This is a genomic window from Xanthomonas sp. LF07-6, assembly GCF_034105445.1.
GTDB lineage: Bacteria > Pseudomonadota > Gammaproteobacteria > Xanthomonadales > Xanthomonadaceae > Xanthomonas_A > Xanthomonas_A sontii.
In genome coordinates this window covers 354,847-374,015 of the sequence record NZ_JAXGGI010000002.1, presented here as the reverse complement: position 1 = coordinate 374,015, position 19,169 = coordinate 354,847, and the positions used below count along the sequence as shown (strand labels likewise).

At 68.8% G+C, this 19,169-nt stretch carries 18 protein-coding genes; 6 read left to right on the top strand and 12 right to left on the bottom strand.

Going from position 1 to position 19,169, the window contains the following annotated elements:
* Positions 1-13 precede the first annotated feature (13 nt).
* From SLW56_RS06195 to SLW56_RS06185, 3 genes are all read right to left on the bottom strand, one after another.
* Complete coding sequence (locus SLW56_RS06195) at positions 14-328, bottom strand: metalloregulator ArsR/SmtB family transcription factor (RefSeq protein WP_017909067.1); 315 nt, start codon at positions 326-328, stop codon at positions 14-16.
* A 159-nt stretch (positions 329-487) separates the two neighbouring features.
* Positions 488-1,267 (bottom strand): LytTR family DNA-binding domain-containing protein, encoded by a 780-nt coding sequence (locus SLW56_RS06190; protein ID WP_150409006.1) that lies wholly within the window; start codon positions 1,265-1,267, stop codon positions 488-490.
* Positions 1,264-2,370 carry a histidine kinase gene (locus tag SLW56_RS06185; RefSeq protein ID WP_320694511.1) on the bottom strand — a complete coding sequence of 369 codons (1,107 nt, stop codon included), beginning with the start codon at positions 2,368-2,370 and terminating at the stop codon, positions 1,264-1,266. The genes SLW56_RS06190 and SLW56_RS06185 overlap by 4 nt, the downstream gene beginning before the upstream one ends.
* A gap of 212 nt (positions 2,371-2,582) precedes the next feature.
* On the opposite strand from SLW56_RS06185, the gene SLW56_RS06180 reads away from it, so the two are divergent.
* Complete coding sequence (locus SLW56_RS06180; protein ID WP_152237365.1) at positions 2,583-2,969, top strand: hypothetical protein; 387 nt, start codon at positions 2,583-2,585, stop codon at positions 2,967-2,969.
* A 98-nt stretch (positions 2,970-3,067) separates the two neighbouring features.
* Here the strand turns inward: SLW56_RS06180 and SLW56_RS06175 are convergent, their stop codons facing one another.
* Positions 3,068-4,009 carry a LysR substrate-binding domain-containing protein gene (locus SLW56_RS06175; protein ID WP_017908809.1) on the bottom strand — a complete coding sequence of 314 codons (942 nt, stop codon included), beginning with the start codon at positions 4,007-4,009 and terminating at the stop codon, positions 3,068-3,070.
* 216 nt (positions 4,010-4,225) lie between these two features.
* On the opposite strand from SLW56_RS06175, the gene SLW56_RS06170 reads away from it, so the two are divergent.
* Both SLW56_RS06170 and SLW56_RS06165 read left to right on the top strand, forming a co-directional pair.
* Positions 4,226-5,152: a DMT family transporter gene (locus tag SLW56_RS06170; RefSeq protein ID WP_017915767.1), complete on the top strand. Its 927-nt coding sequence runs from the start codon at positions 4,226-4,228 to the stop codon at positions 5,150-5,152.
* 78 nt (positions 5,153-5,230) lie between these two features.
* Positions 5,231-5,743 (top strand): DinB family protein, encoded by a 513-nt coding sequence (locus tag SLW56_RS06165; protein WP_267084418.1) that lies wholly within the window; start codon positions 5,231-5,233, stop codon positions 5,741-5,743.
* A gap of 30 nt (positions 5,744-5,773) precedes the next feature.
* On the opposite strand, the gene SLW56_RS06160 is transcribed toward SLW56_RS06165, so the two are convergent.
* Complete coding sequence (locus tag SLW56_RS06160; protein ID WP_320694510.1) at positions 5,774-6,694, bottom strand: peptidylprolyl isomerase; 921 nt, start codon at positions 6,692-6,694, stop codon at positions 5,774-5,776.
* Positions 6,695-6,795: 101 nt separating this feature from the next.
* Positions 6,796-8,565, bottom strand: a complete 1,770-nt coding sequence (locus SLW56_RS06155; protein ID WP_320694509.1) for an XVIPCD domain-containing protein — start codon at positions 8,563-8,565, stop codon at positions 6,796-6,798.
* A 171-nt stretch (positions 8,566-8,736) separates the two neighbouring features.
* Here SLW56_RS06155 and SLW56_RS06150 point away from each other — a divergent pair, with 171 nt between their 5' ends.
* Positions 8,737-9,102 (top strand): PadR family transcriptional regulator, encoded by a 366-nt coding sequence (locus SLW56_RS06150; RefSeq protein WP_017908804.1) that lies wholly within the window; start codon positions 8,737-8,739, stop codon positions 9,100-9,102.
* The gene (locus SLW56_RS06145; protein WP_320694508.1) at positions 9,099-10,025 is read left to right on the top strand and encodes a sensor domain-containing protein; all 927 of its coding nucleotides are present in this window, start codon (positions 9,099-9,101) and stop codon (positions 10,023-10,025) included. The genes SLW56_RS06150 and SLW56_RS06145 overlap by 4 nt, the downstream gene beginning before the upstream one ends.
* Positions 10,026-10,070: 45 nt before the next feature.
* Here SLW56_RS06145 and phaZ read toward each other — a convergent pair whose 3' ends face one another.
* Together phaZ and SLW56_RS06135 are read right to left on the bottom strand one after the other, a co-directional pair.
* Positions 10,071-11,381, bottom strand: coding sequence for a polyhydroxyalkanoate depolymerase (phaZ, locus tag SLW56_RS06140; protein ID WP_043092494.1), 1,311 nt, complete (start codon positions 11,379-11,381; stop codon positions 10,071-10,073).
* Positions 11,382-11,444: 63 nt separating this feature from the next.
* The gene (locus tag SLW56_RS06135; RefSeq protein WP_320694507.1) at positions 11,445-12,050 is read right to left on the bottom strand and encodes a class I SAM-dependent methyltransferase; all 606 of its coding nucleotides are present in this window, start codon (positions 12,048-12,050) and stop codon (positions 11,445-11,447) included.
* An 81-nt stretch (positions 12,051-12,131) separates the two neighbouring features.
* Between SLW56_RS06135 and SLW56_RS06130 the strand changes: the two genes are divergently transcribed.
* The gene (locus SLW56_RS06130; protein ID WP_209244268.1) at positions 12,132-12,587 is read left to right on the top strand and encodes a CopD family protein; all 456 of its coding nucleotides are present in this window, start codon (positions 12,132-12,134) and stop codon (positions 12,585-12,587) included.
* Between the two features lie 73 nt (positions 12,588-12,660).
* Here SLW56_RS06130 and SLW56_RS06125 read toward each other — a convergent pair whose 3' ends face one another.
* The 4 genes from SLW56_RS06125 to dnaE all read right to left on the bottom strand — a co-directional run bounded on the left by SLW56_RS06125 (position 12,661) and on the right by dnaE (position 19,031).
* Positions 12,661-13,419, bottom strand: a complete 759-nt coding sequence (locus SLW56_RS06125; protein WP_017908799.1) for a tetratricopeptide repeat protein — start codon at positions 13,417-13,419, stop codon at positions 12,661-12,663.
* Positions 13,420-13,443: 24 nt separating this feature from the next.
* Positions 13,444-14,403, bottom strand: a complete 960-nt coding sequence (locus tag SLW56_RS06120) for an acetyl-CoA carboxylase carboxyltransferase subunit alpha (RefSeq protein ID WP_017912020.1) — start codon at positions 14,401-14,403, stop codon at positions 13,444-13,446.
* Positions 14,404-14,518: 115 nt separating this feature from the next.
* On the bottom strand, positions 14,519-15,388 hold the full coding sequence (locus tag SLW56_RS06115; RefSeq protein ID WP_295910467.1) for a hypothetical protein: 870 nt from the start codon (positions 15,386-15,388) through the stop codon (positions 14,519-14,521).
* A 55-nt stretch (positions 15,389-15,443) separates the two neighbouring features.
* Entirely contained in the window at positions 15,444-19,031 is a 3,588-nt protein-coding gene (dnaE, locus tag SLW56_RS06110; protein ID WP_320694506.1) for a DNA polymerase III subunit alpha, read from the bottom strand.
* Between the last annotated feature and the right edge of the window lie 138 nt (positions 19,032-19,169).

The following is a 19,169-nucleotide window of genomic DNA, read 5'->3' as shown; positions in this document are numbered from 1 at the left end:
CGTGGCGGAAGGATCAGGCGGTGCGCTTGGCCTGCCTGCGCGACTCGCGCTTGAGCGGGCCGGCGCTGGGGCAGATCTCGAAGGCGAAACCGCTGAGGGTGTTGACCAGGTTGTCGGGGGTGAGCCGGTAGACCACGAACTGGCCGCGGCGCTCGCTCGCCACCAGCCCGGCCGCTTCCAGCACGGACAGATGCCGCGAGATCGCCGGCGCGCTCATCGCGAAGCGCTGCCCGATCTCGCCGGCCGTGAGTTCCTGTGCCGACAGGTAGGCCAGGATCTCGCGGCGGGGGCGCGAGGCGAGGGCTTCGAAGACGCGGTCGATGGACATCGGGGATTAGCTAATTAACGAATTAGTTAATTAATGACGTGTTGCCTTGTCTATGTCAAGTGCCGAATCGGCGCGGTGACGCGGTTTCCCCCAAGGAGGTTCGCCATCCATGAGAAGAGCCGCCGTGTTGAAGAGGTGACGGGCGCAGCCCCCCGTTCGTCAACCTTCCTTGTGCGTCGTCACCAGGCGCAGGAAGGCTTCGTGCTGGTAGCGGCTCATCCGCAGTTGCTGCCCCGTCTCCATGGTGACCACGTGGTGGCCGTTGAACCAGGGGTGGATCGCCCTCACCCGACGCAGGTTGACGATCGCCGATCGATGCACGCGGGCGAAGTGGCGCGGGTCCAGCCGTGCGGCCAGCGTGGCCATGGTCTCGCGCAGTTCATGGGTGCGGTCGGCCAGGTGGATCAGCACCGTGTTGCGACTGGCCTTGATCCAGACGATGTCCTCGACGGCGACCAGCACCACCGCTTCGTCGACGCGTACCGGAATCCTTTGCAGATAGTCGTCGCGTTGGCGCAGCGCATCCAGGGTTTGCAGAATGCGCGTCTCGACAAAGGAACCCGCGCCGCTGCTGAAGGACAGTCGTCGTTTGGCGCGTTGCAACGTCTCGGCGAAGCGTTCGCGGCTGAAGGGCTTGACCAGATAGTCCACCGCATTGGCCTCGAACGCACGGACCGCGTACTGCTCGTAGGCGGTAACGAAAATCGTCGCCGGCATGTTGGCCGCGCCGATCGTGGCGACGACGTCCATGCCGGTCATGGCCGGCATCTGGATGTCCAGGAACACCAGGTCGGGCGACTGGCTGCGGATCGCGATCACCGCAGAGGCGCCATCGCCGCATTCGCCCAGCAGTGCGATATCCGGATCGGCGCGCAGCAGTCGCACGATGGCGTGGCGCGCGATCGGCTCGTCGTCGATGACCAGCGCCGTGATGCTCATGCAGCGACGTGCTCCGGAGCGTCCTCGGCGTCCAGTTCGCGGAACGGTAGCCGGATACGGCAGGACACGCCCTGCGGATAGAGCATGTCGAGCCGGATGTCGGCGTTGTCGCCGTAGAGTTCCTTCAGCCGCAGGCGGCTATTGGAGAAACCGATGCCGTGTCCGCCCACACTGCTGTTGTCCTGCAGCGTGCTGTTGCCGTTGCGCACTTCGATGGACAGCGTTTCGCCTTCGCGTCGGCACTCGATCTCGATGCGGTCGCTGCCGACACGTTGGCCGATGCCATGGCGGATCGCATTTTCCACCAGCGGTTGCAGCAGCAGGCTGGGCACTGCGCAGTGCAGCGTGCCGGGCGCAACATAGAGCTTCGTGCTCAGGCGCTCGCCATAGCGCTTGCGCTGGATGCCGAGATACAGGTCGAGCAGGGCCAGTTCGCGTTCCAGGGTGATTTCCTGGCCGTCGTAGTCTTCCAGGAAGGCGCGCAGCAGTTCGCTCAACCGCAGCAGCATGTCCTCGGCGGCGACGGTGTCTTCATCCAGCAGGGTGACGATGGCATGCAGCGTGTTGAACAGGAAATGCGGTTGCAGCTGGCTCTTCAGCGCTTGCAGGCGCGACTGCGCGAGTTCGGCGGCCAGACGGCTGGCTTCCACCTCGCGCCGGGCCTTCTCGGCGTGGAAGTGCAGCGCTTGCTGGATCGCGAACAAGGTCCAGTAGGTCAGCAACCCGATGGCGAAGTGCTGCTCCAGGAAATACCCCAGTTGTTCAGCGAAACCGCTGGGCTCGAACAGAGTGGAGACCAGCGCGCCGATGACCATCGCGGCGAACGTCACGCACAGGCTTGCGGCTGCCTGCGCGCCAAGCCCGTGGAAGCGCTGGGCGCCGCGGACAGGGAAACGTTCGGCGAGCCGGAAGACGGTGGGCGCCAGGAGGGCCCAGCTGTACCACTGGATCAGCGACCACCGGATGAGCACCTCCAGAGGCCACCTGCCGGCAGACGCACCGTTGTTGATGATGTTCTGGAGCATGAACACCATAGCCACCAGCGTCCACAGCGCGACATAGCGCCACAGGCTGATTTGGGTACTGCCGAGTCGGACGTTCATCCAGGGATGGCCGAGGGGTGACGGGCGCATCCTAGGCGCAGCGACACGCCATGGAAAGCGCCGATGCGCGCGCACTACGATTGGGAGCGCGAGAACGACGATTCGTCCCGAATCGATTTGCAGCCGCACGGTCACACGGCCTGATGGGCACGTCAGCACCAAGGGAATCTGTTCCCTCGCGGCTGGCGAATCCTTCCCATCGGAGCTCTGTCATGCCCTCGATCCGTGTCCTTGCCTTGACCCTTTCCCTGTCCGTCGCGACCGCAGCTGCGGCCGCCGCCGAGCCGGTTCGCTATCTGGAATTGAGCAACCGCGCCTACGACGCGCTGACGGCGCTGGCAGTCGCTGCCCCAGGCAGCCATGCCTTCCGTGACGTCGCGCTCGGTGCGCCGTTGCGGGGTGGCGGTGACGCAGCGACCTTCCCGCTCGCAGGTGCCGCATGCCGCTACGACCTCCGCTTCACCTTTCGCAACGGACGTTCGATGCTGTATCCGGATGTGGACGTCTGTGCCCACCGCGTGCGCATCCGGCCGTTGCCGCGCCTGCAGCCGGGCGCGCGTGCGTTGCAGGTCGCAGGAGCCGCAGGAACGTCGCCCTGACGCGCGCTGCGTTCGGCTTCGTCGCCGTGCGACTGCGTCCGCAAGGCGCTCTCCGTCGCGGCGGAGGCCGCGCCTGCGAATGCGTGCGGGGAGGGGCGCTAGCCCGCCTTCGGTGGCAACCCGAGCAGTTCCGCCGGCAGCGCCGGCATCGGCGTGCGCTCGTCCAGCGCCTCGCGCTTGAGCCAGTCGACGAAGTGGCTGGCGGCCGGGCTGAGCAGGCGGTGGGTCGGATGCACGATGTAGTAGGAATAGCGCGCGGTCAGCGCCGGGCCGGGCAGGCGCACCAGTTCGTAACGCTGCAGGTAGGGCTGGGCGATGTGCTTGCGTGCCAGCACCGCGCCCACGCCGTACACCGCTGCGCGCATCGCATCGGTGCTGTCGTTGAAGGTGTGCATGGGCGGCAGCGCCACGCCGCGCACGCCGGCGGCGCGGAACCAGTCGCGCCAGCCCTGTGGCGACATGTCGGTGAGCAGCGGCAACTGCGCGATCTGCTCGGGTCGGCGCAGCGTCGCCAGTTGCGGCAGGGCGGGCGAGGCCACCGGGAACAGTTCGTCGTCCATCAGGTGGTGCGAGGTCAGGCCCGGCCAGGCGCCCTGGCCGTAGCGGATGCCCAGATCCGGGCCGCCCTCCTCGAAGCGCGAGAACGCCGCATCGGTCTGGATGTCCAGCCGCACGTGCGGATACGCCTGGCAGAAGCGCGGCAGGCGCGGCAGCAGCCAGCAGTACGAGAGCGAGCGCAGCGTGGTGAGGCGCAGCGGCGCGGTGTCGGCCTGCGGATGCAGGTTGCCGGCGACCGCGGCGATGTCGGCCAGCGCCGCGCTGGCGGCATCGGCCAGTTGCCTGCCTTCGGCGGTCAGCTTGACCCCGCGCGCGTGGCGCTGGAACAGCGTGGCGCCGAGCAGGGCTTCCAGGCGCCGCACATGGTGGCTGACCGCGCTGGCGGTGAGATGCAGTTCCTCCGCGGCATGGGCGAAGTTCTGGTGGCGCGCCGCGGCGGCGAACACGCCGAGTGCGGGCAGCAGGGACGGGCGCAGTTGCATGAGCAGACACGCGGCAGATTTGTGGCTCGCGACGATACTACGCGCTTGTCGGCCCCGTGGTGCAGGGCGATGCTGGCAGCCGAACACGACATGCGCGGCGGGCAGCGGTGATGCGGAGTCGGTGCGGATGCGCCGCCCGGCGTCCTCAGCCGGCAGCGGATGCGTGGCGTCGCACGACCGCTGCGGCGCGTGTCCGATCGACCGCGAGCCTCTTCCATGCCCACCTCCGATCCTTCCCTGCAGCCGGCCATCGCCTCCGCGGCTGCTGCCTCCGCATCCGACGGCGCGCCAGCCCGCGACTGGCGCACGCCGCTGGAACTGGGTTTCCTCGGCGTCGTCTGGGGCTGCTCGTTCCTGTTCATGCGCGTGGCCGCGCCGCAGTTCGGCGCCTACGCGCTGGTGGAACTGCGCCTGGCGCTGGGCGCGGCGGTGCTGCTGCCGTTCCTGTGGCTGGCGCGGGCGCGCTTCCCGTTGCGGCGCTGGCCGACCCTGGCGGCGATCGGCTTGCTCAACTCGGCGCTGCCGTTCCTGCTCTTCGCCTGGGGCGCGCAACATGCGCCGGCGGCGATCGGCGCGATCTGCAACGCGATGACCGTGCTGTTCACCGCCTTGATCGCCTTCCTGTTTTTCGGCGAGAAGATCGGCACGCGCCGCGCGCTGGCGCTGTTGATCGGCTTCGCCGGCATCGTGGTGCTCGCCACCGGCAAGTCGGCCGGCATCAGCGTGGGCCCCGCCGCGCTGGCCGGCACCACTGCCTCCCTGCTGTACGGCATCGGCTACAGCCTGGTGAAGCGGCACATGAGCGATCTGCCGCCGGCCGCGGCGGCGGCGTCAACCCTGGGCTGCAGCGCGTTGCTGCTGGCGCCGCTGGCCTGGACGCACTGGCCGGCCGCACCGGTACCGGCGGTGGCCTGGGCCTGCGCCGGCGGCCTGGGCGTGCTCTGCACCGGCCTGGCGTTCCTGTTGTACTACCGGTTGATCCAGCGCATCGGCCCGGCGCGCGCGTCGACGGTGACCTATCTGGTGCCGGTGTTCGGCGCGCTGCTGGCCTGGGCGATCCTCGGCGAGCCGCTGACCTGGACCATGTTGCTGGCCGGCATGCTGATCCTGGGCAGCGTCGCCTTCAGCCAGCGCGCGCGGTAGCGGCGCAACTGGCAGGCGTGCGCGAGGACGTCGGCGCGCCGCAAATTCCGTGTCCACACTTTGCCTGAGAACGACGCAATGACCGATTCCCTGCTCGCATCGCAGTTCGCCTTCAAGGCCTGGGCCAACGCCGAACTGCTGCAGGCGCTGGCGCAGATCGATGGTGCGGCGTTTCCGGCGCAGCGGCAGCGCGCGATCCGGCTGTTGAACCATACCTACGTGGTGGACCGGATCTTCGCTGCGCACCTGGAGGGCGGCACGCATGCGTTCACCGCGAGCAATACGCCGCAGACGCCGGAACTGGAGGCGCTGGGTGCGGCGGTGGCCGAATCGGACCGGTGGTATGCCGACTATGTCGCCCGGATCGACGCGCCCGCCTTGCAGCAGACACTGGCCTTCCATTTCACCGATGGCGATGCCGGCCGCATGCGCCGAGAGGAAATGCTGTTCCACGTGCTCGCGCATGGCGCTTTCCACCGCGGCAACATCGCCATGCTGTTGACCGAGTGCGGCGTGGAGCAGCCGCGCGAACTGTTCACCCGCTTCCTGCACGCGCAGCAACCGCAGCGGCGCAGCGTCGGCGGCGCCTGAGCGCGCACCGTCCGGCGCGCGCATGACGCGTCACTTCGGCGGCGTACGCACCGGCAGCGGCACATTGCACAGGTCGATGTGCCCGGCCGGACGCTTGTAGAAATCGTCGCGGCGGTTGCGTCGCGCCTCGACCACCTCGCGGAAGGTGCGCGTATCGGTGCGCAGCAATTGCAGCGGGGTGCGCTCGTTCTCCGGCACGTCGCTGGCCAGGCGGATGGCGCGGATCGGGGTGCGTTGTTCGGGTTTTTCGTAGAAGCCCATCGGGTCCGGCCCGCGCGGGATCACGCTGAGCAGTTCCATGCCCTTGACCACGCGGCCGACCACGGTGATGTTGCGGTCCAGTTGCCGCGGCGACTGCCCGGTGACCACGTACAGTTCTGCGCCGATGCTGCTGTCTTCGTCGTTGTTGCGGCCGGCGCCGAGCGTGCCGTAGCAGTGCGCCAGCCAGGCGGTGCCGGCCTTGGGATCGCGCGCCACCGGAAAGCCGTCGACGAAGCCCACCTGCGGCGCCCAGCCGTCGCGGTCGGGCAGGGGCTGGAACGCCAGGCCCGCGGCCGGGCGCTGGAATTCGGCGGGCAGGTGGGTCTTGGCGCTGCCCAACGACTTGGCCTTGCCCGCTTCCTCGCCGTCGGGATCGCCGAACTGCACCACGAAATTGTCCTGCGCGCGGTAGATGCTCAGGCCGTCCCAGAAGTGCTCGTGGGCCAGGGTGCGGATGTTGCCGACGTGCTGCGGCGCGAACGCCGGTGCCAGTTCGATGATCACCCGGCCGGTGTCCAGCTCCAGGTACAGCGTGTTGGCCGGATCCAGCGTGCGCCAGTCGCTGGGCTTGGATGCGTCCAGGATCTGTTGCGGGCTGCGGTAGGGCACGGCCGGCGGCGGTGCCCCGGCCGACGCGGCGAAGGTGAACAGCGACAACGCGAGGGCGAGCAGGGAAGTGCGCAGCGGCATGAGGGCGGCCCGGTCGGTGAGCGCCCGATTCTCACCGAAGCGGCGGCCGCTGCCAATGTGCCGGCGGCATGGCGCGACCGCCGTGCCGCCGACAGCGCTGTCTACGACAGCGCGCGCTTCTGCGGTTCCTGTGTGTCCTGCACCGGCGCCTGGTTCGGCAGCGGCGGCAGCGCGGCCAGTTGCCTGGCGCTTTCCGCCGCCGGGATGGTGGCCGCCTGCGCGGCGTCCACGTAGGCCACCCGCTTGTCGCCGGCGCTGGGGTCGCCCTGCACCGCGAACACGCGGCCGTTGTCGTTGCGCAGCACGTGATCGACCTGGGTCAGGCCGTCGCGCCTGGCTGCCAGCAGCAAGTTGCTGGCGACGTTGGCATCGTACGGGGTGAGCTTGCGCTCGATCGCCTGCTGCATCGCCTGTTGCCGCGGGTCGGCGGCGGCAGCGGCGTGCGGCTCCGGCCCGCTGCCGGTGGCGCGTGTCGGCGCCGTCGGCGACTTCTGCTCTGGCGTTTCGGCCTTGGCGTCGATGCGTTGCAGATCGCCGCCCGGCGTGCCGCCGGCGCTGTCGGCCACGCGGAAAAGGCGCTCGCTCAGACCGTACTGGGAATTGCCCAGGTTGCGCGCCAGGCCGATCGCGAAGTCCTGCGGACTTTGCTTGGCGTACTGCGCCGCCTCGTGCGCGGTCATCGGGCTGGCCTGCGCCGCGCGCTGGTACTGCTGACGCAGCGCATCCATCTGCCGCTCGGAGAAGTGCAGGGTGAGGTCCTGGCCGGCCTTCGCCGGACCCGCGGCACCGGCCTTGCCGGCGAGCACCGAGTTGAGCAGCTGCGCCTGGTTCTCGTCGACCTTGTCGAACTTGAACTGGTAGCTGCGTTCGTCCACGCGCTCGTTGTTCGCGGCGTCGAACTGGCGGGTCATGGTCATCGGCACGTTGCCGGCGTACTGCACCTTGCCGACCAGGCTGTAGCTGCCGTCGGCATAGGTGGTGCGCACGTTCTCCCCGGTGTTGCGCTGGCCGCCCAGCTCGGCCTTGAACGGGCCTACCCCGAGTTGGGCGCGGGTTTCCGAACTCATCGTGAGGCTTTCGACCTTCTGTACGTCGCTGACGCCGGGTACGTTGGCGGCGAGCTTGCCGCTGGCCAGGAAGTCGCGATAGGCGGCTTGCGCCTGCGGCTCGCGCAGGTCGAAGGTGGCGGTGCGCATGGTCGCCTGGCCGAGCGCGTCCTGGCGGCCGAGCATGGCCTGGGCGATGTCGGTCTTGAATCCGACCGCCTCCAGCCGCTCCAGCGCCTGGGTCGGGCCGACCGCCACGCGCACGCTGTGCTCGTCCACGCGCTGCACGGCGTAGCTCATGCCGGCCGCATCGGTGCGCTCGCTGGAGGTAGCCAGGCCGCGAAACGTCGCCTCCATCGAGGTCTTGGCGAAGGCCTGGCCATCGAGCTTGACGCTGCCGTCCACCGGGATGGTCTGCGGGTCGAACGGATTCACCTGGGTAGCGGCTTCGGCCTTGGCCTCGCCGGGCAGGCGCACCTCGTAGCGGCCGCGCTCGCCGACCGCCTGGGTCAGGCTGCCGTCGACGGCCAGGCGCCCGGCCTTGAATGCGCCCTCGATGCGATGGCCCTGGGTGAACTCCATCTCCACGTTGAACACGGTCTTGCCGTCTTCCTGTTTGCTGCCGGCGCCGACCTTGCCGGTCTGCACCAAGGCGTACTCCAGTGGGCCACGCCTGGCTTCGGTGACCGTACGGCTGTACTCGAGGGAGCCTGCGCCAGCGTTCGGATCCCGCTTGATCGGGCCAGCGGAGTATTGGTTGCCGGAACTGGCGAAGCTCGGGTCGGTGGCCTGGCCGGGTTGCTGTTCGGTGGGGGACGGGCTCATGCGATACCTCCTGGAATGCATGTGGAACGGAACCGTCACGAGTGTAGGGCGCGCGACGTTGTCGAAACGTTTGCCGCGGCAATCGCGGCGCCTGGGCGGCGTGCATGACCAATGGCACGATCACTATGTCGAACTCGGTACTAGTATCTAGATCAACCTAGCGAGGGCGCCATGGTCGAGCCGGATGCACAGCTGAAGAAATTCCAGAAGGAACTGAGCGCCGGCACCGTGTCGCTGGCCCTGCTGGCGGTACTGGCCGCGGCCGAGGCGCCGCTGTACGGCTACCTGATCGCCAAGCGCCTGGAACAGGTGGGCGAGGGCGTGCTCAGCGGCAAGCAGAGCGCGCTGTACCCGGTGCTGCGCAACCTGGAGGCGGCGGGGTTGCTGTCCAGCCATGTCGAGCCGTCGGTGGCGGGGCCGCCACGGCGTTACTACCGCATCACCGCTGCGGGTCTTTCCACGCTGCGGCAATGGGCCGCGGCGTGGCGCGCCACCCGCGATTCCGTCGATTCCGTGCTGAAGGGGATTTCAGAATGAGCAGCGCACACACCGCACCGCGGCCCTTGCCGACCACCATTCCCGACTACCTGGCGCAACTGCGCGCGGCGCTGGCCGGCGCCGACCCCGCGCTGGTCCAGGACGCGCTGTACGACGCGGAGGAATACCTGCGTTCGGAGCTGGCCGAGCAGCCGGGCAAGAGCGAGGCCGAGGTCATCGCCGGCGTCGCCGGCAGCTACGGCGCGCCGGAGGAGGTGGCCGAGATCTACCGCGATACCGAGGTCACGGTGAGCCGCGCGCTGAAGCCGCCGGCGCCGCCCAGGCGCAAATCGTTGCCCGGCCGCTTCTTCGGCGTGATCGCCGACCCGCGCGCCTACGGCAGCCTGTTCTACATGCTGCTGTCGCTGGTCACCGGCATCTTCTACTTCACCTGGTTGGTGACCGGCGTCAGCGTGTCGGCGGGCTTGCTGATCCTGATCATCGGGGTGCCGCTGCTGGTGCTGTTCTTCGGGTCGGTGCGGCTGCTGTCGCTGGTGGAGGGCCGCGTGGTGGAAGTCCTGCTGGGCGAGCGCATGCCACGCCGGCCGCTGTACAGCGCGCCGCAACAGCCGTGGCTGCAGCGCATCGGGCAGATGTTCACCGATGCGCGCACCTGGACCACGATGCTGTACTTACTGCTGATGCTGCCGCTGGGGATCGCCTACTTCACCGTGTTCGTCACCCTGCTCAGCACCGCGCTGGGGTTGGCCGCGGCACCACTGGGCCTGCTGTTCCCCGAGCACTTCTATCTTGGCGTGGCGTTCGGCGATCTCGGCGCCGCCGGTGCAGGTCTGTGGCTGCTGCCGCTGTCCACCGCATTGGGTGTCGTGTTGCTCTTTGTCACGCTGCACCTGGCGCGGGCCGTCGGCAAGCTGCACGGCCTGCTGGCCAAGCAACTACTGGTGCACAGCACGGGGCAATGACGAGGCGTCGCGGCCGGCGACCGCCGGCCGCGGGCGCGACGCGGCTCAGCCGGCCTTGCGGCTGCCGCGGCGCTTGAGCGGGGTGACGTTGCCGGCCGCCGGCGCGCGGCTGGCGCCGGCATTGGCGGCGATGAAGCTGCGCACCTGCGGATACACGATGTCGCGCCAGCGACGGCCGCTGAAGATGCCGTAATGGCCGGCGCCTTGCACTTCCAGGTGCTGGCGGCGCGCCGCGGGAATGCCGGTGCACAGGTCCTGCGCGGCGGCGGTCTGGCCCAGGCCGGAGATGTCGTCCAGTTCGCCTTCGATGCTGAGCAGCGCGGTGTCGCGGATCGCGGCCGGGTCGACGCGTTCGCCGTCGATCACCCATTCGCCGCGCGGCAGCAGGAATTCCTGGAACACCACGCGGATGGTGTCCAGGTAGTAGGTGGCCGGCATGTCCAGCACCGCGTTGTACTCGTCGTAGAAGCGGCGGTGCGCCTCGGCGTCCTGCAGGTCGCCCTTGACCAGGTTGGCGTAGAAATCCCAGTGCGACATGAAGTGCCGGCTCGGGTTCATCGCCAGGAAGCCGATGTGCTGCAGGAAGCCCGGGTAGACGGCGCGGCCGTGGCCGGGGTAGGCCGGCGGCACGGTATGGATGACGTTGTGCTCGAACCAGGACAGCGGGTTGCGCGTGGCCAGGTTGTTGACTTCGGTGGGGCTGCGACGCGCGTCGATCGGCCCGCCCATCATCACCAGCGAGCGCGGCGTGGTCTCGCCGCGCCCGGCCATCAGCGACACCGCGGCCAGCACCGGCACGGTCGGCTGGCACACGCTCATCACGTGCAGCGATTCGGCGCCGATGTGGCGGATGAAGTCCTGCACGTAGCGCACGTAGTCGTCCAGGCCGAAGTCGCCTTCGGACTGCGGCACCATGCGCGCGTCGATCCAGTCGGTGACGTAGACCTTGTGGTCGCGCAGCAGGGTGCGCACGGTGTCGCGCAGCAGCGTGGCGTGGTGGCCGGACAGCGGCGCCACCACCAGCACGGCCGGCTGCTTCTTGAGTCCGTCCACGACCTTGGCGTCGTCGCTGAAGCGCTTGAAGCGCAGCAGGCGGCAGAACGGCTTGCGCAGCACTTCCTGCTCGACGATCGGCAGGGCGTGGCCGTCGACCTCGACATGGTCCAGCGCCCAGGCCGGCTTCTCGTAGTCCTTGCCGAGGCGGTGCATCAACTCGTTGCTCGCGGCCAGGCGCTCGGCGCCCGGCAGCGTCGACCACAGGCTGTTGGGGTCGGAGAAGATCTTGGCGTTGGCTTCGGCCTGGTGCACCCAGGGGGCGAGCAGGTTACGGGTCAGTTCGTGCCACTGGTAGAGCATGCCGGTGTTTCCATCCTGAGCGTATGCTGCCGTGCAGCATAACGCATCCGCGCGGTTTGCACCTTAATGGGGCACCAGACCAATCGTCTCCAGGGCCGCCGCATCCCCCGTCAGCGCTGGCGCCAGCCAGCAATGACTGCCCACCGGGCGCAGCCCGAGCGCACCGAACTGGCGCCGGTACCAGCGCGCCGCGCGGGGCTGGAAGCCGGCGTGGTCGCCGTCGAAATCGTCCTCGGCGGCGAAGGTCTCCAGGAACGCCACGCCGCCGCACAGCTCCACCAGGCCGGGCAGGCCCTGGCGCAACTCGCGGCTGGGCACGTAGTGCAGCACGTCCGAACACACCAGCAGGTCCACCGGTGCGCACGGCCGCAGCCAGGCGAAATCGCCGAAGCGCGCCGGGTGCAGGTTGCGGTGGCGGCCGTAGCGGGCGACCGCGTAGTCGCTGCTGTCGAAGCCGAGGTAGTGCAGTTTCGGCCGCAGCTTCAGCAGCGGCGCGCGCCAGGAGCCTTCCCCGCAGCCGATGTCGAGCACGCTGCGGATCGGCCGTTCCAGGTAGTACTCGGCCTGGGCCACGGCGAGCGCGACCTTGCGCGCCAGGCGCGCGGCATCGACGATGCCGTCGCGGCGATACCAGCGCTGGAAGTAGTCGGCGTCGTACTGTTTGTCCATGCGGGCGTGTGGTCCGTGCGGGCGCCGGACGAATCGGCGAAAATGGCCGCACATCCTACGCCAGCGACACGGAGCCAGCGCATGCAACTCTATCTGTGGATCAAGTCCCTGCATCTGCTGTTCGTGATCGCATGGATGGCGGCGGTGTTCTACCTGCCGCGGATCCTGGTCAACATTGCCGAGAGCGCGGGCCAGCCGCAGGTGCAGGAGCGCCTGGCGCTGATGGGGCGGCGCCTGTACCGCTTCGGCCACAGCATGTTCGGCCTGGCGCTGCTGCTGGGGCTGACCCTGTGGCTGGGCTACAAGGTGCTGCCGGACTTCCCGACCATGGTCGCGCCCGGCCACAGCGGCTGGCTGCACGCCAAGCTCGGCCTGGTGGCACTGATGCTGGCCTACTACATCTTCACCGGTCGCTGGCTCAAGCGCGTCGGCCAGGCCGGCGCGCTGCCGTCCTCGCGCGCGCTGCGCCTGTTCAACGAGCTGCCGGTGCTCGCGCTGCTGGTGGTGATCTGGCTGGTGCTGGCCAAGCCGTTTTGAGCGGGGATTGGGGATTTGGGATTGGGGATTCGAAAGTCCCCGTTTCCGACCCTTTCCGGGTTTGCGCCAGCAGCTAGGCGTTGCGGCTGTCGAGTTGCTTCAGTTCGCTGCGGGCCAGGTCGATCCACTGGCGTTGGTCGCGCTGGTAGTAGCGCGGGGCCAGGCTGGAGCGCTTCAGCACTTCGTTGAACACTTCGCCGGCGCGCTGCGGCTGGCCCGCGCGCTGCAGCAGTTGCGCGTAGCGCACGCGCGCTTCTTCGCCGGGGTAGTCGTCGGCGAGCGCGGCGTATTCCTCCAGCGCCGCGTCGGTCTGGCCCAGCGCCTCGGTGGCGCGCGCGTAGAGCAGGTGGCCGTCTTGCGAGCGGAACTGCGGGTTGGCGGCGATCAGCCGGTCCAGCGTGGCTTTCACCGCGGCCGGCTGGTCCAGGCCGAACTGCGCCTTGGCCAGTCCGAGCAGTAGTCCGGGGTCGTCGCGGTGGATGCCGCGCAAGCCGCTCTCGAACACCTCGGCCGCCTGCGCGTACTCGCCGTTATCCAGGTGCACCTCGGCCAGTTGCCGGCGGTTGTCCACGGTGTCGGCCAGTTCCAGGCGATTGCCGGCGGTGCGCTTGTCGCGGTTCGGATCGAGCGTGGCGCCGACCTTGCGCAGATGGCGGCGCGCGCGCGGATCGTTGCGCCACTCCGGCAGCAGTTCGGCGATCACGTAGATCAGGATCCCCAGATACGAAAAGATCAGCAGAATGAAGATCCAATACAGCGGGCGGCCGCTGCGCACCACGTGCACGCAGCAGGCCAACTGCAAGGCCAGCGACAGCAGGACGATGGGATTCATGGACAACGCTTCCTTGTGTCGCGATCAGGCCGCTTCGTACGCCCCGTAGCTGCGCAGACGCGCGTAGCGCTTCTCCAGCAACTGCTCGATCGGCAGCTGTTCCAGGGCGTCCAGTTCGTTGAGCAGGACCGCCTTCAGGCGCTTGGCCATCTGCGTCGGATTGCGGTGGGCGCCGCCGATCGGTTCGCGGATCACCTTGTCGACCAGGCCCAGCGCGGACAGGCGCTTGGCGGTCAGGCCGAGTTGTTCGGCGGCGTCCTTGGCCTTGGAGGCGTCCTTCCACAGGATCGAGGCGCAGCCTTCCGGCGAGATCACCGAATAGGTGCCGTATTCCAGCATCAGGGTGCGGTCGCCCACGCCGATCGCCAGCGCGCCGCCGGAGCCGCCTTCGCCGATCACGGTGCAGATCACCGGCACCTTCAGCTCGGCCATCTCCAGCAGGTTGCGCGCGATCGCTTCGCTCTGGCCGCGCTCCTCGGCGCCGATGCCGGGGTAGGCGCCGGGGGTGTCGATGAAGGTCAGCAGCGGCAGCTTGAAGCGCTCGGCCAGCTTCATCAGGCGCAGCGCCTTGCGGTAGCCCTCCGGGCGCGGCATGCCGAAATTGCGCGCGATCTTGCTCTTGGTGTCGCGGCCCTTCTGGTGGCCGATGATCACCACCGCGCGGCCGTCGATGCGGCCGAGGCCGCCGACGATGGCTTTGTCGTCGGCGAATGCGCGGTCGCCGGCCAGTTCCTGGAACTCGTCGCAGAACACGTTGATGTAGTCCAGCGTGTACGGGCGCTGCGGATGCCGCGCCAGCTGCGAGATCTGCCACGAGGACAGGTCGCGGAAGATCTGCGCGGTGCGCACCCGCAGCTTGTCTTCCAGCGCGCTGACCTCGGCATCGACGTTGACCGCCGGGCCGGTGCTGGCGTTGCGCAGTTCCTGGATCTTGGCTTCCAGATCGGCGATGGGTTGCTCGAAGTCGAGGTAGTTCGGGTTCATTGGAAGCCGTCGGATGGATCAAAGGTGGGGAAGCTTAGCCGAATGTACGGCAACTGCCCGTACGCTCCGGTGTGGAAAGGCCGGCGGGGCGCGGCTGGCCGGGGGCGGCGGCGGCTCAGGGAACGACCAGCGCACTGCGCCCGGTCAGCTCGCCGAAGGCGTGCACGAAGGTGTTGCAGGCCTCGTTGGCCGAGGGCGGCAGCGAGGCGCCCAGCGTCGCGGTGGCGGTGGTGAACGCCATCTGCGCCTGGAAGGCTTCCTTGCGCAGGGCACGCTGCGCGTCGGCGCTGGTCGCGCGCAGGTGGCGCGCGTAGAGCGCGCGCAGCGGGCCGGCATGGGCCTCGTAGGCCGGGTCCAGCGGCGGCAACGTCGCCGGGGTCTTCTCCAGCGCGAAGCGCGGCGTCACGTAACGGCCCGGCCGCGCGCGCTCGAACGCGCCGGGCTGGCCCATGCCGGTCTCGACGTAGGCGATGAAGTCCGGCGCAGTGAAGATCTTGCTGGAGATCTTGCCGCCGCTGGGATCGACATGCGCGACGACCTGCTCATCCGGGAACGGCTCGCGCACGCCGAAGGTCCAGTCCTTGTCGATGAACAGGTTGTGGGTCTGTTTGAACGGGCCTTCGAAGGTGACGCCGTTCAGTTCGATCCGCGCGTTGATCGAACCGAAGTTCTTCGCCTTGTCCGGGCCGGTGAGGTAGATCGCGTTCGCGGTCACGTACTCGCTCAGGGTCGGATTGATCAGCCCGCCCCTGGTATCGGCGTAGACGATGAAGCGCACATCGCCCAGGCGTTCGCTGCGCAGGTGGTGCTCGCCGGCCGCCAACGTCACCGGCTGCGCCTGCTGCGCCGGCACCTGCAGGGTCTTGCCGTCGAGCGTGATCGACAGCGGCGCGGCGGTGGGGTTGTCGATCTGGAAGTCGACCTTGGACGAGGAGCACGCCGCCAGCGCGAGCGCGGCAGCGAACGGGAACAGCACGGTCTTCATCGCGGCCTCCTTCCTTCGGTCATGCGCAACGGGCGCGCCGCGCTGCGCGCCAGGCTCAGTTCGCCCATGGCGGGTTGTATTTGACCTTCACCGCGCGCACCGCTGGGTCGCCACGCAGGGCGTCTAGCAGTTGCGGGTCCACGCGCACCGAATGGCTGCCGTTGAGGTCGAGCATGCCGGCGATGCCGCCCTGCGCCGACTGCAGCAGCAGGTCCAGGCGCAGGGGGGTCTTGCCCGGGCGGTGGCGGGCGAGCAGGCCGTCGATGCGCGGCCAGGCGCTGCGCTGGCGCAGGTCCAGACGCAGCGACAGGCGCTGCGCGTGGTGCGTGCAGATCTGTTCGTAGTCCCAGCACTGGCGGATGCGCATCGCGTAGCCGCCGTTGAATTCGTCCTCGCGCACACCGCCCTTGACGATGAGGATGCGGTCGCGGGTCAGCAGGTGGCCGAACTCGGCGATGGCGTCGGAGAACGCGCTGCACTCGATGCGGCCGCGGCCGTCCTCCAGTTGCACGAACACCTGGCTGTCGCCCTTGCGGCGCACGCCGACCACCTGGCCGGCGAGGATCGCGCTGACCTCCGGGCGCCAGGCGCGCTTCTCGCCGTCGCCACCGCCGCGGCCGCCGCCGGATTGCGCGCAGATCTTCTCCAGCGCGCTCAGGTCGCAGCCGACCAGTTCGCGCACTTCGTCGCGGTACGGATCGAACGGATGGCCGCTGAGGTAGAAGCCCAGCGTCTCGCGCTCGCCGGCCAGCAACTGGCCCAGCGGCCATTCCTTGCTCTCCGGCAGGTCCAGGCGCAGCGCCGGGGTGCTGGTGTCGGCGCCGCCGAACAGCGAGTTCTGCCCGGAGGCGCGCTCGCGCGCCATCTGCTCGGTGGCCTTCATCACCTCCGGCAGCTGCAGCATCAGCGTGGCGCGGTTGGCGCCCAGCCCGTCCATCGCGCCGGCGTTGATCATCGCCTCGAGGGTGCGCTTGTTGAGCTTGGCCGATTCCACGCGGGTGCAGAAGTCCAGCAGCGAGGCGTACTCGCCGCCACGCTCGCGCTCGGCCACGATCGCCTCGCAGGCGCCGCGGCCCACGCCCTTGATCGCGCCCAGGCCGTACTGGATGGTGTCCGGCGTGGCCGCCTCGAACATGTAGGCCGAGGCGTTGATGCGCGGCGGCAGCACGGTCAGGCCGAGGTTGCGCACCTCGTCGAGGAAGCCGACCACCTTGTCGGTGTTGTCCATGTCCGAGGACAGGGTGGCCGCCATGAACTCGGCCGGGTAATGGCGTTTCAGCCACGCGGTCTGGTAGCTGACCAGCGCGTAGGCGGCGGCGTGCGACTTGTTGAAGCCGTAGCCGGCGAACTTCTCCATCAGGTCGAAGATTTCGTCGGCCTTGGCCTCGCCGACGCCGCCCTTGGCCGCACCCTCGCGGAAGATCTCGCGGTGCTTGGCCATTTCCGCCGGCACCTTCTTGCCCATCGCGCGGCGCAGCAGGTCGGCGCCGCCCAGCGAGTAGCCGCCGACGATCTGCGCCATCTGCATCACCTGCTCCTGGTACACCATGATGCCGTAGGTGTCCTTCAGGATCGCTTCGGTGCGCGGATCGGGATAGACGATCTCCTCCTGCCCGTGCTTGCGCGCGTTGAACGAGGGGATCAGGTCCATCGGGCCGGGGCGGTACAGCGAGACCAGCGCGATCAGATCCTCGAAACGGTCGGGGCGGGCGTCCTTCAGCAGCCGGCGCATGCCCGAGGATTCGAACTGGAACACCGCGCCGGTGTTGCCCGAGGCGAAGATGCCCTTGTAGGTCGGCGCGTCGTCGAGCGGGATCGTGGCGATCTCCACCGGCGGGATGCCGGCGCGCGCGTGGCGCACGTTGATCGCCTTCACCGCCCAGTCGATGATGGTCAGGGTGCGCAGGCCGAGGAAGTCGAACTTGACCAGGCCGACCTGCTCGACGTCGTCCTTGTCGAACTGGGTGACCGGGTTCTTGCCGAAGGTGTCGACGTCGTGTTCGGCGAACAGCGGGCAGAAGTCGGACAGCGGCGTCGGCGCGATCACCACGCCGCCGGCGTGCTTGCCGGCATTGCGGGTGAGGTCCTCGAGCTGCCGCGCCAGGTCCATCAGGTCGCGGACGTCGTCCTCGGCCTGGTAGCGCTGGATCAGCTCCGGCGAGGCCATCTCGCTGTCCTTGCCTTCGCCCATCGCATCCTTCAGGGTGATGCCGAGGATGTTGGGGATCAGCTTGGCGACGCCGTCGACCAGGCCGTACGGGAAGCCGAGCACGCGGCCGCAGTCGCGCACCACCGCCTTGGCCGCCATGGTGCCGTAGGTGATGATCTGGCTGACCCGGTCGCGGCCGTACTTGCGCGCCACGTAGTCGATCACCTCGTCGCGGCGATCCATGCAGAAGTCGATGTCGAAGTCGGGCATCGACACGCGTTCCGGGTTGAGGAAGCGTTCGAACAGCAGGTTGTACGGCAACGGATCCAGGTCGGTGATCTGCAGCGCCCACGCCACCAGCGAACCGGCGCCGGAGCCGCGGCCCGGGCCGATCGGGATGCCCTGGTTCTTGCCCCACTGGATGAAGTCGGCCACGATCAGGAAGTAGCCGGGGAAGCCCATCTTGATGATCGTGTCCAGCTCGAACTCGAGCCGGTCCACGTAGTCCTGGCGGGTCTTGCCGGGCGCCAGCGGGTTCTTTTCCAGGCGCGCGGCCAGGCCGTCGCGCGACTGGCTGCGGATCCAGCTGTCCAGCGTCTCGTCGTCGGGCACCGGATAGGCGGGCAGGAAGTAGGTGCCCAGCTGCATCTCGATGTTGCAGCGTTGCGCCAGCGCCAGGGTGTTGTCGATCGCGTCGGGGATGTCGGCGAACAGCGCGGCCATTTCCTCGGCCGACTTCAGGTACTGCTGGTCGCTGTAGTCGCGCGGTCGCTTGGGATCGTCGAGCACGCGGCCGGAGGAGATGCACACGCGCGCCTCGTGCGCGGCGAAGTCGCTGGCGTACAGGAAGCGCACGTCGTTGCTGGCGATCACCGGCAGGCCGCGGGTGCCGGCGGCGTGCAGGGCGAACTGGTTGAACGCCTCCTCGCCATCGCGGCCGGTGCGGGTCAGTTCCAGGTGCAGGCCGTCGCCGAAGATGCGCTGCCAGTCGGCCAGTTGCTGCTCGGCCAGATCGTGGCGGCCTTCGCTGGCCAGGCGCCCGGCCAGGCTCTCGCGGCCGGCCAGCGCGAACAGGTTGTCGCTGCCGGTCTGCAGCCATTCCGGGCGCAGCGCCACGCCGCCTTCGTTGCGGTGGCCTTCCAGCCACGCGCGGGTCAGCAGTCGCGACAGGCTCAGGTAGCCGTCGCGATTGCGGCACAGCACGGTCAGCCGCCACGGCGCCTGGGTGCCGTCGGCGATCAGCAGGTCGGCGCCGGCGATCGGCTTGATGCCCACGCCCTCGGCGGCCTTGTAGAACTTGACCAGCGCGAACAGGTTGTTGAGGTCGGTGACCGCCAGCGCGGGCAGGTCCAGCTCCACCGCGCGGCTGAGCAGGTTGGCCTGCTTGGCTTTCTTCGGGTCAGCCTGATCCGGTTTCTCGGGCACACGGATGGTCGAATCCGCCAGCGAGAACTCGGTGTGGATGTGCAGATGGGCGAAGCGGGAAGTGGACATGCGGAACCAGAGCGATGCCCGGGCAGGGTAGCGGCGGGGGGCGAGCCGGGCAAGGCTTGACAGCGAGGGGCGGGGATTCGGGAGTGGGGATTGGGGATTCGTTTGCGGTCTCATTGCGCGTTGAGTGCGCGCGATGCC

Coding starts and splice junctions, on each gene's coding strand:
- phaZ (WP_043092494.1), bottom strand. CDS start 11,381: ATGCTCTACCAGTGGCACGAACTGACCCGTAACCTGCTCGCCCCCTGG.
- SLW56_RS06135 (WP_320694507.1), bottom strand. CDS start 12,050: ATGGACAAACAGTACGACGCCGACTACTTCCAGCGCTGGTATCGCCGC.
- SLW56_RS06165 (WP_267084418.1), top strand. CDS start 5,231: ATGACCGATTCCCTGCTCGCATCGCAGTTCGCCTTCAAGGCCTGGGCC.
- SLW56_RS06145 (WP_320694508.1), top strand. CDS start 9,099: ATGAGCAGCGCACACACCGCACCGCGGCCCTTGCCGACCACCATTCCC.
- SLW56_RS06185 (WP_320694511.1), bottom strand. CDS start 2,370: ATGAACGTCCGACTCGGCAGTACCCAAATCAGCCTGTGGCGCTATGTC.
- SLW56_RS06195 (WP_017909067.1), bottom strand. CDS start 328: ATGTCCATCGACCGCGTCTTCGAAGCCCTCGCCTCGCGCCCCCGCCGC.
- SLW56_RS06150 (WP_017908804.1), top strand. CDS start 8,737: ATGGTCGAGCCGGATGCACAGCTGAAGAAATTCCAGAAGGAACTGAGC.
- SLW56_RS06120 (WP_017912020.1), bottom strand. CDS start 14,403: ATGAACCCGAACTACCTCGACTTCGAGCAACCCATCGCCGATCTGGAA.
- SLW56_RS06170 (WP_017915767.1), top strand. CDS start 4,226: ATGCCCACCTCCGATCCTTCCCTGCAGCCGGCCATCGCCTCCGCGGCT.
- SLW56_RS06175 (WP_017908809.1), bottom strand. CDS start 4,009: ATGCAACTGCGCCCGTCCCTGCTGCCCGCACTCGGCGTGTTCGCCGCC.
- SLW56_RS06160 (WP_320694510.1), bottom strand. CDS start 6,694: ATGCCGCTGCGCACTTCCCTGCTCGCCCTCGCGTTGTCGCTGTTCACC.
- SLW56_RS06115 (WP_295910467.1), bottom strand. CDS start 15,388: ATGAAGACCGTGCTGTTCCCGTTCGCTGCCGCGCTCGCGCTGGCGGCG.
- SLW56_RS06125 (WP_017908799.1), bottom strand. CDS start 13,419: ATGAATCCCATCGTCCTGCTGTCGCTGGCCTTGCAGTTGGCCTGCTGC.
- SLW56_RS06190 (WP_150409006.1), bottom strand. CDS start 1,267: ATGAGCATCACGGCGCTGGTCATCGACGACGAGCCGATCGCGCGCCAC.
- SLW56_RS06130 (WP_209244268.1), top strand. CDS start 12,132: ATGCAACTCTATCTGTGGATCAAGTCCCTGCATCTGCTGTTCGTGATC.
- SLW56_RS06180 (WP_152237365.1), top strand. CDS start 2,583: ATGCCCTCGATCCGTGTCCTTGCCTTGACCCTTTCCCTGTCCGTCGCG.
- SLW56_RS06155 (WP_320694509.1), bottom strand. CDS start 8,565: ATGAGCCCGTCCCCCACCGAACAGCAACCCGGCCAGGCCACCGACCCG.
- dnaE (WP_320694506.1), bottom strand. CDS start 19,031: ATGTCCACTTCCCGCTTCGCCCATCTGCACATCCACACCGAGTTCTCG.